This is a genomic window from Amycolatopsis sp. NPDC058340, from assembly GCF_042723975.1.
Taxonomy (GTDB): domain Bacteria; phylum Actinomycetota; class Actinomycetes; order Mycobacteriales; family Pseudonocardiaceae; genus Amycolatopsis.
Genome location: NZ_JBHXIB010000029.1, coordinates 71,598 through 88,023, shown reverse-complemented (window position 1 = coordinate 88,023; position 16,426 = coordinate 71,598). Strand labels below are relative to the sequence as shown.

Annotated in this window: 16 protein-coding genes; 4 read left to right on the top strand and 12 right to left on the bottom strand. The window is 69.9% G+C overall.

What is annotated here, in order from left to right:
- Window positions 1-2: 2 nt before the first annotated feature.
- Entirely contained in the window at window positions 3-863 is an 861-nt protein-coding gene (locus ACFWIW_RS27465; protein WP_378371118.1) for a sensor histidine kinase, read from the top strand.
- Window positions 860-1,561 carry a response regulator gene (locus ACFWIW_RS27460; protein WP_378371117.1) on the top strand — a complete coding sequence of 234 codons (702 nt, stop codon included), beginning with the start codon at window positions 860-862 and terminating at the stop codon, window positions 1,559-1,561. Before ACFWIW_RS27465 ends, ACFWIW_RS27460 begins: the two co-directional genes overlap by 4 nt.
- On the opposite strand, the gene ACFWIW_RS27455 is transcribed toward ACFWIW_RS27460, so the two are convergent.
- Genes ACFWIW_RS27455 through ACFWIW_RS27445 form a run of 3 tightly spaced genes read right to left on the bottom strand, consistent with a single transcriptional unit; the run spans window position 1,536 to window position 3,546 of the window.
- Window positions 1,536-2,141: a hypothetical protein gene (locus ACFWIW_RS27455; RefSeq protein ID WP_378371116.1), complete on the bottom strand. Its 606-nt coding sequence runs from the start codon at window positions 2,139-2,141 to the stop codon at window positions 1,536-1,538. The genes ACFWIW_RS27460 and ACFWIW_RS27455 overlap by 26 nt on opposite strands.
- On the bottom strand, window positions 2,138-2,845 hold the full coding sequence (locus ACFWIW_RS27450) for an ABC transporter permease (protein WP_378371115.1): 708 nt from the start codon (window positions 2,843-2,845) through the stop codon (window positions 2,138-2,140). Before ACFWIW_RS27450 ends, ACFWIW_RS27455 begins: the two co-directional genes overlap by 4 nt.
- Window positions 2,842-3,546, bottom strand: coding sequence for an ABC transporter ATP-binding protein (locus ACFWIW_RS27445; RefSeq protein ID WP_378371114.1), 705 nt, complete (start codon window positions 3,544-3,546; stop codon window positions 2,842-2,844). Before ACFWIW_RS27445 ends, ACFWIW_RS27450 begins: the two co-directional genes overlap by 4 nt.
- 229 nt (window positions 3,547-3,775) lie before the next feature.
- Here ACFWIW_RS27445 and eno point away from each other — a divergent pair, with 229 nt between their 5' ends.
- Window positions 3,776-5,059: a phosphopyruvate hydratase gene (gene eno / locus ACFWIW_RS27440; RefSeq protein WP_378371113.1), complete on the top strand. Its 1,284-nt coding sequence runs from the start codon at window positions 3,776-3,778 to the stop codon at window positions 5,057-5,059.
- Window positions 5,060-5,182: 123 nt separating this feature from the next.
- Here eno and ACFWIW_RS27435 read toward each other — a convergent pair whose 3' ends face one another.
- The 9 genes from ACFWIW_RS27435 to ACFWIW_RS27395 are packed head-to-tail and all read right to left on the bottom strand — an operon-like array spanning window position 5,183 to window position 15,551.
- Entirely contained in the window at window positions 5,183-6,658 is a 1,476-nt protein-coding gene (locus tag ACFWIW_RS27435; protein ID WP_378371112.1) for an isochorismatase family protein, read from the bottom strand.
- Entirely contained in the window at window positions 6,645-7,280 is a 636-nt protein-coding gene (locus ACFWIW_RS27430; RefSeq protein ID WP_378371111.1) for an SRPBCC family protein, read from the bottom strand. Before ACFWIW_RS27430 ends, ACFWIW_RS27435 begins: the two co-directional genes overlap by 14 nt.
- Entirely contained in the window at window positions 7,277-7,777 is a 501-nt protein-coding gene (locus ACFWIW_RS27425; RefSeq protein WP_378371110.1) for a (2Fe-2S)-binding protein, read from the bottom strand. The genes ACFWIW_RS27430 and ACFWIW_RS27425 overlap by 4 nt, the downstream gene beginning before the upstream one ends.
- Window positions 7,774-10,179, bottom strand: a complete 2,406-nt coding sequence (locus tag ACFWIW_RS27420; RefSeq protein WP_378371109.1) for a xanthine dehydrogenase family protein molybdopterin-binding subunit — start codon at window positions 10,177-10,179, stop codon at window positions 7,774-7,776. Before ACFWIW_RS27420 ends, ACFWIW_RS27425 begins: the two co-directional genes overlap by 4 nt.
- Complete coding sequence (locus ACFWIW_RS27415; RefSeq protein WP_378371108.1) at window positions 10,176-11,042, bottom strand: FAD binding domain-containing protein; 867 nt, start codon at window positions 11,040-11,042, stop codon at window positions 10,176-10,178. The genes ACFWIW_RS27420 and ACFWIW_RS27415 overlap by 4 nt, the downstream gene beginning before the upstream one ends.
- Window positions 11,039-12,427, bottom strand: a complete 1,389-nt coding sequence (locus tag ACFWIW_RS27410; protein ID WP_378371107.1) for an MFS transporter — start codon at window positions 12,425-12,427, stop codon at window positions 11,039-11,041. The genes ACFWIW_RS27415 and ACFWIW_RS27410 overlap by 4 nt, the downstream gene beginning before the upstream one ends.
- A gap of 34 nt (window positions 12,428-12,461) precedes the next feature.
- Window positions 12,462-13,733 (bottom strand): FAD-dependent monooxygenase, encoded by a 1,272-nt coding sequence (locus tag ACFWIW_RS27405; protein ID WP_378371106.1) that lies wholly within the window; start codon window positions 13,731-13,733, stop codon window positions 12,462-12,464.
- Entirely contained in the window at window positions 13,711-14,508 is a 798-nt protein-coding gene (locus ACFWIW_RS27400) for an aspartate/glutamate racemase family protein (protein ID WP_378371105.1), read from the bottom strand. Before ACFWIW_RS27400 ends, ACFWIW_RS27405 begins: the two co-directional genes overlap by 23 nt.
- On the bottom strand, window positions 14,505-15,551 hold the full coding sequence (locus ACFWIW_RS27395) for a leucyl aminopeptidase (protein ID WP_034314998.1): 1,047 nt from the start codon (window positions 15,549-15,551) through the stop codon (window positions 14,505-14,507). The genes ACFWIW_RS27400 and ACFWIW_RS27395 overlap by 4 nt, the downstream gene beginning before the upstream one ends.
- Window positions 15,552-15,748: 197 nt before the next feature.
- Between ACFWIW_RS27395 and ACFWIW_RS27390 the strand changes: the two genes are divergently transcribed.
- Window positions 15,749-16,249 (top strand): MarR family winged helix-turn-helix transcriptional regulator, encoded by a 501-nt coding sequence (locus tag ACFWIW_RS27390; RefSeq protein WP_378371104.1) that lies wholly within the window; start codon window positions 15,749-15,751, stop codon window positions 16,247-16,249.
- Window positions 16,250-16,426 lie beyond the last annotated feature (177 nt).

Sequence of the window (16,426 nt, the reverse complement as noted above, 5' to 3'; positions counted from 1 at the left end):
TGATGACACCGCCGGACCGCCCCGAATGGCGATCGCGTGCGTGGCTGGTCGCCTCCGCGGTGCTGGTCGTGGCCGTGGTCGCGCTGCTGGCCGTCGGCGCGGACGGGCCCGGCGCGGTCGTCGTGCCGATTCTCGTCGTGGCCACGGCCATCGGCGTCACGACGTGGACGCTGGTCCGCGCCCGCAAACGCCGCCTCGACTACGAAGCGCGCCTCACCCGCTGGGCGGCCGAGCACGCCACGCAGTATGAGCGGCTCCGGATCGCCCGGGAACTCCACGACATCGTTTCCCACGGCCTCGGCGTGATCACGCTGCGGGCCAGTGCGGCGAGACGGGTCCAAGGAGAAGTCCGGGAAGCGGAGCGCGAACAGGCGCTCGTCGACATCGAGCGGACGAGCCGGGACGCGGTCACCGAACTCCGGCGCATGCTCGCCGTGCTTCGCGACCCTGAAGAGAGCGGCGCGCCGTTGCGACCCGTGCGGAACCTGTCGGATCTTCCCGCCATCGTCGTGGCCGCCCGCCCGCTCGGCCTCGAGCCGCGATTGGACGTCGGCGAACTCGGGGACGTTTCCCCTGGGGTGCAAGCGACGGTCTGCGAAATCGTCCGCGAAGCCGTCGCGAACACCGCACGGTACGCCGGACCGACCACCGCTCGCGTCGGGTTGCGGCGCGAGGGCGACACGATCGTCGTGACCGTCGAGGACGACGGGCCGCGAAGTGACTGGTCCCCCGCCGCCGGTGCCGGCCACGGTCTGGCCGGGCTTCGGGAACGGGCCGAGGTACTCGGCGGCGACCTGCACGCGGCACCGGCCGGAACCGGATTCCGCCTCACCGCACGACTACCGGACGGAGCAAACCGGTGACCGAGCCCGAACAGCCACCGATCCGCGTCCTGCTCGCCGACGACCAGCGGCTGCTGCGGCACAGCCTGGCGATCATCATCGGCGCCACGCCGGACATGGTCGTCGTCGGACAGGCCGAGGACGGAATCCAGGCCGTGGAAATGGCGCGGCGGCTGCGCCCGGACGTCGTGCTGATGGACATCCGCATGCCCGGCCAGGACGGGATCGTGGCCACCAAGGAGATCAGCGCCTGCCCCGGCCTGGACGGGACCAGGATCCTCGTGCTGAGCATGTTCGAGCTGGACGAGTACGTCTACGGCGCGCTCCGCGCGGGAGCGAGCGGTTTCCTGCTCAAGGACACCGAACCGGACGAACTCCTCGCCGCCGTCCGCCGGACGCACACCGGCGAATCCCTGTTCGCGCCCGCCATCCTCACCCGGCTGATAGAGCACTACGTCACGGCGCCGCCGCACCGGAACCCTCCCCCGCCCGCCGGGCTGACCCAGCGTGAAATCGAGATCCTCACGTTCGTCGGCCGCGGGCTGTCCAACACCGAGATAGCCGAGACGCTGACCATCTCCGTCAAGACCGTCAAGACGCACATCAGCCGGCTCCTGAGCAAGCTTTCGGCCCGCGACCGCGCTCAGCTGGTGATCACGGCGTACGACCTGGGCTTGGTGGCCCCGCGTGCGGTCAGGCGTCCCGCCGGTGGAACGTGATCGCGGCGATCCCCACCGCGACGAGCACCCAGCCGAGCACGACGGCCGAGCCGCCGAGCGCACGCAAGTCGTGGCTCGCCGCGTCCGGCAGATAGGCCGCGAACGTGGCTCTGTCCCGGAGAAGCGGGCCCGCGACGAAGTAGTACCCGAGCAGCCCGGCCACCGCCGGGATACTCCACCGCACGACGGTCGCGACGGCGGCGGAAAGGACCGTGGTGAGCGCGAGGTAGGCGCTCGCTCCCACCGCGTCGGACGACGGTCCGCCGGCCAGCGCGGTCACGATGGCCGCCGGGACGGTCACGATCAGGAGTGCCGTCATTTTGGTCAGGTGCAAGGTGATCCGGCGCGGCATGGCGGTCAGGGTCCGGTGGATCTGGCCGCCGCTGTACTCCGACGTCACCGCGATGACGCCGAAGACGATGAACCCGGCCTGGGTGTAGCCGACGGGTGAGACGCCTTGTCGCGAAAACGCGTTCGCGAGGATCGCCGAAACACCCAAGGTGCCGAGCAGGGTGAAATACGTCGCCGGAAGGCCGAGCAGTTTGAGGATCTCGGCCCGGATCGCCCGGCCGCCCGTCACGCGTCCCTCCCGCGGAAGACCAGGAAGCCCGCGGCGAGCAGCGCCACGACCCAGGCCGTCATCACCAGGCCCCCGGTGACCGGCGAGAGCCGGACGGGGAGATCCACCCGCTCGATGAACATCCGGAACCCGGCCAGGTCCGGGAAGAACACGGCCAGCGGCGTGAGTTTCGCGAGCAGGTAGGTGACCGTGACCACCGACGTGTTCAGGATCAGCACGGTGAGCGGCAGGATTCCGTTGCGCGTCACCAAGGTCAGACCGGAGGCGAGCAGGGCCGTCAGCACCCAGTAGAGGACGACTCCTGGCAGGCGCCCGAAATCGCTCACGCCGAAAGCTTCGACGATGGTGAGGGTGATCGTCGAGGAAACCGTTGCCAGCGCGGCGACGGCGGTGATCACCGCCGCCAGCTTCGTGACCAGCAATCGCCGCCGGGACGGCACCACCGTGAGACTCGTGGTGATCTGACGTCCGCCACCGGCGTTCTCCCCCTCGGTGGTGTATTCACTGCTCACCGCGACGACACCCAGGATGATCGCGCCCACCACACCGAACGCGAGCTCCTGGAATCCGCGATCCACGTTTCCGCCCGCCGCCCTCACGTTGAGGAACGTCAGAGCGGCCGGGAGAAGCAGGCCGACCGCGGCCGCGGCCCAGACCGACGGCAGCGAGGTGAGTTTGCGCAGTTCTGCTCGATAAACCCTCATCGCACGGCCCCCGTGGTGAGCGCGAAGAAGGCGTCCTCCAGGCTCCGGTGCCCGCCGACGACCTCGGCGAGTGTTCCCCGCGCGACGATCCTGCCTCCGTCGATGACCACGACGTCGTCGACCGTCTCCGACAGTTCTCCCATGAGATGACTGGAAAGCAGGACGGTCCGCCCGGCCGCGGCCCGCTCACGGAGGAAACCGCGGATCCAGCGGATGCCTTCCGGATCGAGGCCGTTGACCGGTTCGTCGAGCACCAGCACCTCGGGGTCGCCGAGCAGCGCCGCCGCCAGTGCCAGCCGCCGCCCCATCCCCAGCGAGTAGCCGCGGACGCGTTTGCCCGCGGCGGCGGACAGACCGACCTCCGCGAGGACCTCGTCCACCCTGCCGCGCTGGATACCGCCCGCCGCCGCGACCCAGTTCAGCTGCGCCCGGCCGGTGCGCGAGCGATGCGCGCCCGAACCGTCGAGAACGGCGCCGACCTTGCGCAGGGGATCCCGTAGCCCGGCGAACGGAACGCCGTCGACCAGCGCGGTTCCCGACGTCGGCCGGTCAAGTCCGAGCAGGATCCGCAGGGTCGACGACTTCCCGGCACCGTTGGGCCCGAGGAAACCGGTCACCCTGCCCGGGCGCGCTTCGAAACTGACGTCGGAAAGGATCGTCGCCGATCCTCGTCGTTTGGTGAGCCGGTCGAACTTGAGCATCAGGTCTTCTTCCCGTCGAGCACGATCACGTCGCTCGCCAGTCAATTCCAGCGGGACACCCGCGCGCGTCGGACCGGGGACCGATCCTGCCCGGCACCTCTGGGCCCTGGGTCCTACGCCACTACCTGAATTGCCTGGTCAGAGCTCGGGATCGATTCAGGGATTCTCTGCTAGCCTCGCGGACGTCCCGCTGCTCACCGGGGGCCGCGCGACCAGGCAAGGAGTGCACATGACCGCCATCATCCGCGTCCATGGCCGTCAGATCCTCGACAGCCGGGGCAACCCGACCGTCGAGGTCGACGTCGAACTCGCGGACGGCTCGCTCGGACGGGCCGCCGTCCCGTCGGGCGCCTCCACCGGTACCAAGGAAGCCGTCGAACTGCGTGACGGCGACAAGAACCGTTTCCACGGCAAGGGTGTCCGCAAAGCCGTCGACGCCGTCAACACCGAGATCGCCGAGGCCGTCGTCGGGCTCGACGCCGAAGCACAGGCCGACGTCGACCGCGTGCTGATCGCGCTCGACGGCACCGCGAACAAGGCGCGGCTCGGTGCCAACGCCACCCTCGGCGTCTCGCTGGCCGTGGCGAAAGCCGCCGCGGCCGCGAAACGACTTCCGCTGTACCGCTACGTCGGCGGCGTGTTCGCGCATCTGCTTCCGATGCCGATGATGAACATCATCAACGGCGGAGCGCACGCCGACAACCCGATCGACTTCCAGGAGTTCATGATCGGCCCGCTCGGCGCGGAGACCTTCGCCGACGCCGTCCGGATGGGGTCGGAGGTGTTCCACACTCTGCGCGTTTCGCTGCGCGAAGCCGGACACGGCACCAACGTCGGCGACGAAGGCGGCTTCGCGCCGAATCTCAGCTCCGCCGACGAAGCACTCGAATTCGTGCTGCGCGCCATCGAGCAGTCCGGCTACACGCCCGGCGAGGACATCGCCCTGCTGCTCGACCCGGCCGCGTCCGAGTTCTACACCGACGGCGTCTACGACTACACCGGCGAGGGGCGCAAGCGCAGCGTCGAGGAGCACGTGGCCTACCTCGCCGACCTGACCTCGCGCTACCCCATCGTGTCCATTGAGGACGGTGTCGCCCAGGACGACTTCACCGGCTGGAAGCAGCTCACCGACACCATCGGCGACCGCGTCCAGCTCGTCGGCGACGATGTCTTCTGCACCAACGTGAACCTGCTCAACGACGGTATCGAGCGAGGCATCGGGAACTCGATCCTGGTCAAGGTCAACCAGATCGGGACGCTCACCGAAACCCTCACCACGGTCGAGACCGCGCACAAGGCAGGCTATTCCGTGGTGATGTCGCACCGCTCCGGCGAGACCGAGGACACCACCATCGCCGACCTCGCCGTCGCCACCAACTGCGGTCAGATCAAAACCGGCTCGCTCTCGCGCTCCGACCGCACGGCCAAGTACAACCAGCTCATCCGCATCGAAGAGGAACTCGGCACCGAGGCCCGGTACGCCGGTTCCAGCACGCTCAGCGGCCGCCGCTGACCGGAGTGCTGTTCCGCTGCTGGGGGTAAGGAGAAGGTGGCGTGTTGCGAAAGCCACTTTCGCAACGTTGAAGGTTGGGAAAGTGGCTTTCGCAACGTGCGGACCCAGCAGACGCGGTTTGCCTTACCTCCCAATAAGTTTCCGCAGCGCCTCCCGCAGCGCGGCAAGAGCGGCCTCCGGCTCGTCCCAGAAGATCATGTGCCCGGCCTTCGGGATCTCGACGAGTTCCGCCGACGGATTGCGCTCGGCGGCCTCGGCCGCACCGGCGGCGGTGACGACCGGGCTCGCGCCGCCGTACAGGAAGTACGTCGGGGCGGCCACCTTCGGCCAGTCGTCGAAGAAGTCCTCGGATTCGAATCCGGCGTGGGTGGCGACGATCGCGTCGCGGGAGCACGAAGACAGCCAGCGGGCGCGCAATTCCTGTTCCCGGCGCGGCCATCGCGGCCACGACCGGGCCACCTCGTCGGCATCGGTCCCCCGGCGGGCCTGGTCGAGCTGTCCGAGGAAGGCGTCGAGGGTGGTCGGGTACGGCGCCCGTCCGGGACCGCTCAGGGGAGGGTCGGCCAGCACCGTGCCCCGGTACGGCCGGGTGGCGGCGGCGCGGGCGGCGATCCGCGCGCCCATGGAGTGTCCGAACAGGATCGGATCGCGCAGCCCGAGTCCGTCCACGACCGCCTCGACGTCCGCGGCGTAGCTCGCCAGGTCGTACTCCGCGGCGTCGTCGGACAACCCGCGGCCGCGGACGTCGAGCACGAGCGGACGCACGAGATCGGTGAGCTCCCGTGCCACGAAGTCCATCGTGACCGCCGGGCTGGTGATCCCCGGCAGCACGAGCACCGGGACCCCGTCGGCGGGACCGTAGTCGAGAACGTGCAGCCGGACCGGACCCGACGTCACCCAGCGGCCGGTCGCCGGAACGTCGCCGAGATCCGCCAAAGCCGGTTGACCGAGCGTGCGGCCATCCAGATCCGCGAGATACGCCAGGGCCTCGTCGAGTCCGACGACGTCCGCGTATTTCGCTTGCAGGTCGAACAAAGCGGCATCGTGCGGACCCCGCGCGCGGTCACCACAGGCTTCCCGGACGACGAGGGTGTCGAAACCGGATTGGACGGCGTCGACGGCGGTCGCGCGGACACATCCTGATGTCGTGGCGCCGCAGACGACGACGGTGTCCGCGCCCAGACTCGTGAGGAGCGCGGCCAGCGAAGTCCCGTGAAACGCCGAGGCGCCCTTTTTCAGGATCAAATGGTCGCCCTCGCGCTGCTCGAGCCGCGGGTCGAGGGCGACCGCTTCGCTTCCTTCGCGAAGCGCCCGCATCCCGGGCGCTTTCCGTAGCCACGCCACGGCGTCACCGTCCGCCTCGGCCGGCGTGTAACTGATCGCGGTATAGATCACCGGCACGTTCTGTCGCCGTGCCTCGGCGACGAGAGCGGCGGTCGCGGTGACTTCGGCGGTGAGATCGGCGCCGGACGGGAAGGCGGGTTCGGTGAACCCCCGGGTCAGGTCGACCACGACCAGCGCCGGACGCGATCCGCGCGGCACGCTCGCACCGAAACCGGCTCGGTCGTACACGCTGTCGAGAGTGTCATCGGCGGGCACGCTGCAACTCCTTGATCAGTTTGTCCTGGGTGCGGATCCGGCCCAGCAGCCAGCCCTGGAACAGCCCGAGCGCCGCGGCGGCCGCGATCACGCCGTAGCGCTTGACGCCCTCCGGAAGCACCATGGCGAGCCCGTCGACGGCTTCCGGCGCGGGAGCGGCGCTCGTGGCCGCGACGGGCCCCGCTCGAAGCTGGTCGGCGAGATTGCGGGCGAACTGGTCGAGCAGCCGGGTGGAGACGGCGCCGATCGCGCCCTTGCCGAACTGGGCGAGCTTGCCGCGGATCGACAGATCGGTGCGCAGTTCGATGGTGGCGCCGCCGGGTGCCTCGCGCACGGTCAGCGTCACGTCGGCCTCCGCGTCGCCGTTGCCGTGGGCGTCCGCTCCCCTGGCCACCAGCCGCAGACTGCGGTCGGCCTCGGTGACGTCGGTGAAGCGCACCGTGCCCGAGTAGGCGGCGGTGATCGGGCCGACCTTGACCTTGACGCGGCCGAGATAGGCGTCGTCCTGCCGCCCGTCGAGGGTCGCGCCCGGCAGACAGCCCGCCACGCGTTCGACGTCGTTGATCAAGGCGAAGACCTCGTCGGGTCCGGCCGGTACGGACAGCTGGTTTTCGAGGATCACGCTGTCGCCTCCTTCTGCTTGGCGTGGCATCGACGGGTCGCGGTCGCCTCGATCGCGTCCACGATCGTCTGGTAACCCGTGCAGCGGCACAGATTCGCCGAGACGGCCTCGCGGATCTCCTCGCGTCCGGCGTCCGGCCGCTGGGCCAGGAATCCCTCGGCCAGCATGAGGAATCCGGGGGTGCAGAAGCCGCACTGCAGGCCGTGGTGCTCGCTGAAAGACCGCTGCAGATCGGAAAGTTCGCCGTCCCGGCTCAACGACTCGACCGTGCGGATCTCCGCCGCCTCCGCCTGCACGGCGAACATCAGGCACGCCCGCACCGGTTCGCCGTCGACGAGGACGGTGCAGGCACCGCACACCCCGTGCTCGCAGCCGACGTGGGTGCCGGTGAGCCCGAGGTCGTGCCGCAGCACGTCGAGCAGGGTCTTGCGCGGCTCGACGAGGACCTCGTGCGTCTCGCCGTTGACGGTCAGGTCGATCAGGTGCCGGTCGCTCATGATGGAACGCTCATTTCCTTGTGGACCCCCGCGTCGAGCGCGGCGAGCACGGTCTGCGGATGCACCGGGGTCACGTCGAGTTCGACTCCCGTGTGACGCAGCGCGTCGTTGATCGCGTTCAGCACCGCGGCCGGCGCGCCGATGGTGCCACCCTCCCCCGCTCCCTTCGCCCCGTTTTCCGTGAACGCGCAAGGGGTTTCGAGGTGGGTGACGGTGATGTCGGGGATCTCCGTCGCGGTCGGGACCAGGTAGTCGATGAAACTGGCGGCCGACGGTTCCCCGTTGCCCGCGTACGTGACCTCCTCGAACAACGCGCCGGCGATACCCTGCGCGATCCCGCCGCGGCATTGGCCGTCGACGACCTGCGGGTGGATCACCACCCCGCAGTCCTCCACGCACGCGTAGCGCAGGATCTTGATCTGGCCGGTGCCCGGGTCGGCTTCGACGACCACGGCGTGCGTGGCGTTCGAGAACGTGCCGTCGCCGGGCACGTCGAAGCTCGCCGTGGCCGTCAGCGTCGGCTCGACGTCCTTGGGCAGCAGGTGGCTGCGCAGGTACGCCACGTCCGCGATCTCCTCGAACGACGTGCGCCGCTCCGGATCGTCGATCTGGACGACGCCGCCGTCACCGTCGAGGCGGACGTTGTCGGGACTCGTTTCGAGCAGGTGCGCGGCGATCTTGCAGAGCAGTTCGCCGAGTTTCCCGGCCGCGAGGGACACCGCCGAGCCGCCGATCGTCACCGAGCGGGAGGCGAAAGTCCCCCAGCCGTAGGCGATGCGCTCGGTGTCGCCCTGCCGGAGCTTGACCTGGTCGAGGTGCAGCCCGAGCCGGTCGGCCACGATCTGCGCCAACGTCGTCTCATGGGACTGGCCGTGGTTCATGGTGCCGCTGGTGACCACGACGGAGCCGGTGGTGTCCATCCGGATCTCGGAGATGTCGAAACCGGGGACCACGGCCATCTTCCGTTTGGCGAAGGCGCCGGAGCCGTATCCGGTCCGCTCGGAGAAACAGCAGTAGCCGATGCCGATATGCCTGCCCTCGGCGGCGGCGCGCTCCCGGGTCTCGTACCAGCCCTCGTCCCGGATCGCCGCTTCGGCGAGTTCGAGCGATTCGCGGTAGGTGCCGGGGTCGTAGGTGATGGCGTTGACCCCGGTGTACGGGAACTGCGTGATCACGTTGCGCCGCCGGATCTCGACCGGATCGAGGCCGAGTTCCCTGGCGGCGCGTTCCATGACCCGCTCGATCGCCATCACGTACTGCGGGCGGCTGACCCCTCGATAGGGCGCCGTCGGTGCCTTGTTGCTCGCGATGGCGCGGGCACGGACGCGATACTCGGGCACCTGGTACACGCTGGGCATCTCGGCCGACGCCATCAGCGGCTCGATCCCCGCCGTGAACGGGTAGCAGGAGTAGGCGCCCATGTCGCAGACGACGTCGACGTCCAGCGCGGTGATCCGCCCGTCCTCGTCGAACGCCGCCAGCGTACGGTAACGCTGTTCCCTGGCGAGGAATCCGGCCGTGAGCGCCTCGCGCCGGTCTTCGATCCATTTCACCGGCCGGTTCAGCCGCCGGGCCGCCGCCGCGACCGCGATCTCCTCGCGGCCGACGACGCATTTCTGGCCGAAGCCGCCGCCCATGTCCGGGACGGTGACCCGCACGGTGCGTTCGGGGACCCGCAGCGATCGGGCCATCGCCGTGCGCACCTGGTGCGGCACCTGGGTGCACATCTGGACGAGCAGCTGGTCGTCGTGGTCGTCCCAGGACGCGACCACTCCCCGGGTTTCGAGCGGGAGCGCGTTCTGCCGTCCGCTCTTCGTGACGACCTCGACCACCCGGCCGCCACCCGCGCGGGCCGCCTCGAACGCCGCGTCGACTCCGGGTGTGTCGAACATCGACACGTCGACCAGCACGTTGCCCGGCGCCTCGTCGTGTACCAGCGGAGCGCCCGCGGCCAACGCCGACTCCTCCGACACGATCGCCCCGAGCGGCTCGTAATCCACCACCGCGGCCTCGACACCGTCCTCGGCGCTGTACGGATCGCGGGCGACGACCAGCGCCACCGGTTCGCCGGTGAACCGCACCTTCTCCCTGGCGAGGATCGGCATCGCGGTCGGCGAGAACTCCTCCGGCGGACGGTCGAGCAGAGCGACGATGTCACCGAGCCCCAGGTCTTCCGCCGTGTACGCGGCGACGACCCCATCGACCGCCAGCGTGGCCGACAGGTCGATCCCGGCGAGCTTTCCGTGCGCGACCGTCGAACGGACGAAGGCGGCGTGCAGCATGCCGGGCAGCCGGATGTCGTCGACGAACCGGCCGCGGCCGGTGAGCAGACGGGGATCCTCGCGCCGGGGCACCGACGCGCCGACCCAGCGGCCGTTCCGCCCGTCGAACCGTGCGGTCATCGCGTTTCTCCTTTCTCCCAGGCCTCGTGCAGCGCCTGGGTGACGAGGGTGCTCGCCAGCCGACGCCGGTAGGCCGCGCTGCCCGCCGCGTCGTCGGGTGGATCGATCGCCGCGGCCGCGGCCGCCCCGCACGCGGCGAACAGCTCCGGGCCGGGGGCACCGCCGTCGAGCAGCGCCTCGGCCTCGGGCACCCGGACGGGAGCGGGGGCCACGCCGCCGAGCACGACCCGGCCCCCGTGCTCCGCGTCGATGCTCACGGCGGCGTCGACGATCGCGAAATCGCCGTGGCGGCGGGCGAATTCGGTCAACGCGGCCCTTGGCGACGGCCGGGTGAAGCGCACCGCCGTCACGACCTCGTCCGGTTCGACGGCCGTGGTGTAGAAGCCGTGGAACATCTCCTCGGCCGGGATCTCCCTGGGGCCGCGCGGGCCTTCGGCGACGATCACCGCGTCGAGCAGGAGGGCGAGCAGACACCATTCCGCGGTCGCGTCGCCGTGGACGATGCTGCCCGCCACCGTGCCGCGTGAGCGGATCGGCAGATGCCCCACCCACCGCATCGCGCGGGAGAGCACGTCGAAATCCGGCCCGAATTCGGCCGTCTCGACCGTCCGATGGGTGACCAGCGCGCCGATCGTGAGGCTGGAACCGTCGCGCCGGAAGGAGTTCAGCGCCGGGTCCCGGCGCAACGGTCCCAGATCCACCAGCGCCGTCGGGCGGGCGAGCCGGAAGTTCATCATCGGCATCAGGCTCTGGCCGCCGGCGATGAGTTTCGGATCCTCGCCCGCCGCGGCGAGCTCACCGAGCAGGCCGACGGCGTCGGTGACGTCGTGGGCCCGGTGGTACCGGAACGCGGCGGGCTTCACAGAGCCGTCCTGGTCTCGGCGGGTGCCTCGACCGGTTCGACGATCCGGTCGAGTTCGCGGCCGCGGGTCTCCGGCGCGCCCACCTTCATGAACACGACCGCGGCCACCACGAGCACACCCAGCACGGTGAAGGTGAGCGGCAGCCCGAGCACCGGCCACAGCACACTGCCGAACAACAGCGGCGCGAAGCCGGTGATCGCCCGGCTCGACGACGACGCCCAGCCGAACCCCGAAGCCCGGAGTTCCGTCGGGTAGAGCTCGGAGACGTAGGCGTACATCACCGGGATGACCACCAGCGCGAACAGGCCGAACGCGCCGATCGCCACGACCGCCGCGGCAGGCGTTTCGAGCAGCAGGGAGAACACCACGAGTGACAGCGCGGTGAGCGGGCCGGCGATCAGGATGATCCGCTTGCGGCCGACCTTGTCGACCAGGAGCACTGCCACCGCGACACCGACGATGCCGGTCGCGTTCATGAGCGCGGTCGAGGCGAAAGCGGCGATCTCGCCGAATCCCTGCGCACGCAGGATGGACGGCATCCAGCTGAGCGCGGCGTAGTAGACCAGCATGACGCTGATGAACAGCGACCACGCGACCGCCGTGATCCGCGGGTTGAACGCCCACACCCGGCGCAGCTGATCGAACGCGGCCGCGACCGCGCCGCCGCGGGTGTCCTCGACCACCGCGGGCGGGACCGAATAGGGCTCCGGAGTGGCACCCGTGCGGCGCACGAGGTCGTCGATCACCGCGCGCGCCTCCGCCTCGCGGCCCTTGCGCACCAGGTACAGCGGTGATTCCGGGACACCACGCCGCACCCAGAACAGCAGCAGCGCGGGCAGGATCATCAACACCAGCATCCAGCGCCAGTTGCCCTCGACCGGGAGCAGCAGCGTCGCGGTGACGGCGGCCAGTGTGGTCCCGATCGGCCACCAGCCGTCCATCGCGGACAGGACCCGGCCGCGATGCTTGCGCGGGGAGAACTCGCTGACGATCGCGTAGTCCACCGGGATACAGCCGCCGAGTCCGATCCCCGCCAGGAAGCGCAGGGCCAGGAACGTCTCCACGTTCGGCGCGAGCGCGCCCAGCACGGAGAACAGCGCGAACAGCAGGAGCGTGACACTGAACGCCCGCTTCCGGCCGATCCGGTCCGCGATCGTGCCCCAGACGACCGCGCCGACGGCCATGCCGATCAGGTTCGCGGTGGCCACCAGGCCCTTCCCGCCGGCGGACAAGCCGAACTCCGTCCCGACCAGCGGGGTGAGGAATCCGTTCAGCGCGACGTCCCAGGCATCGAACATGTAGCCCAGCCCGCCGATGAGGAAGATCTTTCCCTGCACGCTCCAACGCCAGGGCAAATCCTGGACGATCTGATCACCAGTACGCATGAACCACTCCGTTGCGATTGCCGGCCAGCGCGCCTCAGCGGGCGAACTGGTAGTGGATGGACTCGGTGTCGGGGTCGGTGAGCGGGCTGCCGTTCCACAGCCAGTCGTAGGAAACGTCGGATTCCCCGTCGAAGCGCCGCAGCTTCTCGTCCCGTTCGCGCTGTTCGGGACCGTCGGGCAGGTGGTAGAAGTCCATGTTCTGCAACGAGGCGTCCTGCACCATGCCCGCGTGCTTCGCGCGCCGGTCCACATAGCGGACCAGTGCCCCGTCGATCCCGTCGCGGGTGACCCGGCCCAGCTCCTCGGCCAGCACCGCGGCGTCTTCCATCGCCTGGGACGCGCCTTGCGCCTGGTACGGAAGCATCGCGTGGCAGGCGTCGCCGAGCAGGGCGACCCTGCCGTCGACCCAGACCGGGTCACGGCGACGGCGGTACATCGCCCACACCGAGACGTCCTCGTCCTTCGCCTTCGCCAGCATCGTCGGAACCCGATCGTCCCAGTCGTGGTATTCGGCGGCGAGTTCGGCGGCGGTGGCCGGGCCGCTCCAGTCCTTCGCCACCGATTCGGTGCACGGCACGATCGCGACCACGTTGAGGTACTCCCCGCCGCGGATCATGTAGTGCACCAGGTGTTTGTTGGGGCCGTACCAGATCGTGGAGTGGTACCGGTCGGTCAGGAAGCGCGTGGCGGGGTCCTGCGCGATCAGGTCACCGGAGATCAGGGCCCGGTACGCCATCTCACCGGAGAACGCGAGGGTGTCGTCGAAGCCGGCGAGATCGCGCACCGAAGACCGGATGCCGTCCGCCCCGATCACGACGTCGCCGGTGAAACGGCGTCCGTCGGCGGTGATCACGGCGGGCCGGTCCGGCACCGTCCGGTCGAGGTCGACCACCCGGGCGCCGGTCGCCACCCGCACCACCGGGCCGGTCCCGTCGGGATCCACGCAGGCGTCGAGCAGGACTCCGTGCAGGTCGGCCCGGTGGTAGTGCCAGTAGGGCGCGCCGTACTGGTCGGTCACCCGCCTGCCCAGCTCCAGCTGGGCGATGATGCTCCCGTCGGCCCAGCGGCGGCGCACCTGATCCTGCGGCTCCGTCCGCACCCGCTCCAGCCGGGCGCGCAGCCCCAGCCCGATGAGGATCCGGCTGGCGTTCGGCGCGGTCTGGATCCCCGCGCCGATCTCGCCGAGCGCCGGGGCGGCCTCGACCACGGTGACGCGCAAACCCCGCTGCCGCAAGGACAACGCCGCACAGAGCCCACCGAGCCCGCCACCGACGACTACGACCTCAAACGACTGACTCGCGGCCATGCCCGCCTCCCGTCTTCGTCAGCGCTTCCGCGCCACTGAGCAACCTCCCGGCGCCGGGCACCGTGGGCTCGACCCCGAGTTCCGTCAGGATCCGGAACGTCGTGGCCGTCGCCGCCGACAGGACCGGGATCCCGATCTCGTCCTCCACCGGCTGGATCGCGGGCAGCGACGGCATCTGCACACAGGCGGACAGCACCAGGGCGTCCACATCGGACAGATTCAGCCTGCGGTGATGCTCGCGCAACCCGGCGGGATCCAGCCGGGCCACGGCGAGGTTGTCCGGCACCTCCAGCGAAAGGGCGTCGGCGACCTCGAACCCGGCGTCCTCGATGTAGTCCGCCACCGCCTTGGTCAACGGCTTCATGTACGGCGTGATGATCGCGACCTTGCGGGCCCCGAGCGCACCGAGCCCGGACAGCAACGCACCGGCGCTGGAGACGACCGGCGCGTCGCAGCCCTCTTCACGCAGCACGCGCGTGATGTCGTCTTCGGCGGTGCAGTGATAGCCGGGCCCCTGTGCCATGATCGCCACCAGGCACGCGGTGGCGACGACGTCGGGCTTGGCGTCGGCGAGTTCGGCCGCCGCCCGGCCGGCCTGGGCGTTCATCGCCCGCAGCTGTTCGGGTTCGACGTGCCGCATCCGGGCCCGCGCGGAATGGAAGACGAACCGGTCCCCCGGCTCGGTTTCCTCCCTGGCGCGCAGCATCCGCGGCAGCTCGGTCTCCATCGTGAGATTCGAGCTGGGGACGATCATCCCGATGTGGTGGTCGCTCATCGGCGGGCCGCCGGACGCATCTCGGCGACGGTCAGCTCGCCGTTGTCGACGATCAGTTCGTCGTCCAGGTACAGGGAATTGCCGCGCATCGGGATGTCGAAGTGGCATGGCGTGTCGTTCGGGCCGCCGAGTTCGTTGTTGGGGCCGATGGAGAACATGACGTTGCCGTAGAAGCTCCGCAGTTCCATGCCCATCCCGCCGGGGAACTGGGTCAGGCCGTGCCAGTGGGCGCGCTCGTCGAGCCCCCAGCCCACGTGGCTCATGCCGTAGCCGCGGGGGTCTTCGAAGCTTTCGATGTAGGAGCGCAACAGGTCGGCGTCGAGCCCGGACGATCCGGCTCCGCCGCGGATGTCCCGGATGAATCCCTGCTCGATGGTGATCTCGACCGGTGTTTGTACGTAGGTGTTGAATGGCAACAGAACGTCGCCCGGCGACAGCACGATCTTCCCGTCGACGCCGTCGTCGGCCCCGCCGGTGAACACGAACGCCGCCGGCCAGTGGTCCCAGCGACCGGGCGTGTCGGTGTAGCCGTATTCGGACAGTGTCGGGTAAACGCCGAGCTGATAGGTGACGTCGGTGCCCGCCGGACTGGTGATCCGCATCGTGCCCGCCTTGGCGAGGAGTTCCGCGCCGATCTCCACCCGCTCGCGCAGTTCCTTCGTCGGCATGAGCCTGGCCAGCAGCTCGGGCGGTTCGACGGCGGTGAGGATCCGGGTGCCCGCGTCCTGGATGGCGAACTGTTCCTTGCTGAACAACAGGAACGTGCAGTCGACCACCATGTCGACGCTCTTGAGCGCCTCGACCGCCAGCGGGATGTTCCCGAGCCCCGAGTCGCCGACCGCCCACGCGCCCGCCGCGCTGACCGGCGAGGGCAGCCGCATGTGGTAGGCCGAGGCGCCCAGCTGCTGCGCGGCCCACAGGAAGGCGTCGGCGTACTCCGCCCGCTCACCGCCGCGGGTCAGCACCACCACGGTCTCGCCCTCGTGCACCCCCGAGAACGTCAGCTGGCGCAAACAGATGTCGTTGAACAGGTTCCGGTCCATCGCCGACCACCTTCCATATTGATCCGAGCACGTACTATCCGGGTACGCAAGACCGGTCTTCATACGAACACGTACTATCCGGATACGCAAGAGGTGACGGCGGACAGATCTCGGCGGCCTGCCCGTGAGCGACCGTCCGGACACGTAGGATCACCTCGGGGGCCCGGGCAGCGGGTTGGAGCCGACAAGGAGTAGCGATGGGTGAATCGCCGCGTACGGGCAGGCGCAGGGACGACACGCCGGCCGTCACTCCCGCGCCGCCCTCCGACCTGCTGGCGGCGCCCGGTTACGGCGCCCGGCGGCTGTACCAGGCCTACCTCGCCGCGTGGAACCGGCACGTGGACCCGGTGCTGACCGGTCCGCAGTTCGCGGTGCTGTCCGCGGTCCGCGCCTACCCCGGCAGCGACCAGAGCTCACTGGCGGGCGCGGTCGCCCTCGACACCTCGACGATGGCCGACCTGTGCCGCAGGCTCGAACGGCGAGGGCTCATCCAGCGCGTCGAGTCCCCGCACGACGCGCGGCGCAAACTGCTCTCGCTCACCGACGAGGGAAAGTCGGTCTTGAGCCAGGTGAACCGCCGCGCCCGCAGGCTGGACAAGGCACTCCTCGACGGCGACGACGACATCGACATGGCCGCGCTGCTCAACGCGCTCGGCGCCCGCTGGGAGCGGATCGCCGAGGTCGACAAGCTGCGGTGATCATCCGGGCCGCGCCCGGACAGCCCCGGTCAGGCGTGGAGGATCGGGGACGCCCGAGCGGGCCGCTGACGTTGGGGAATCCGCATTATCCAGCAGAAAAGATGCGTAAATGGGGATTGGCCAACCCACCCCCCCCCCCCCCGCGCCCCTAAGCCCCCCGCGCCCGCCGCGACAACC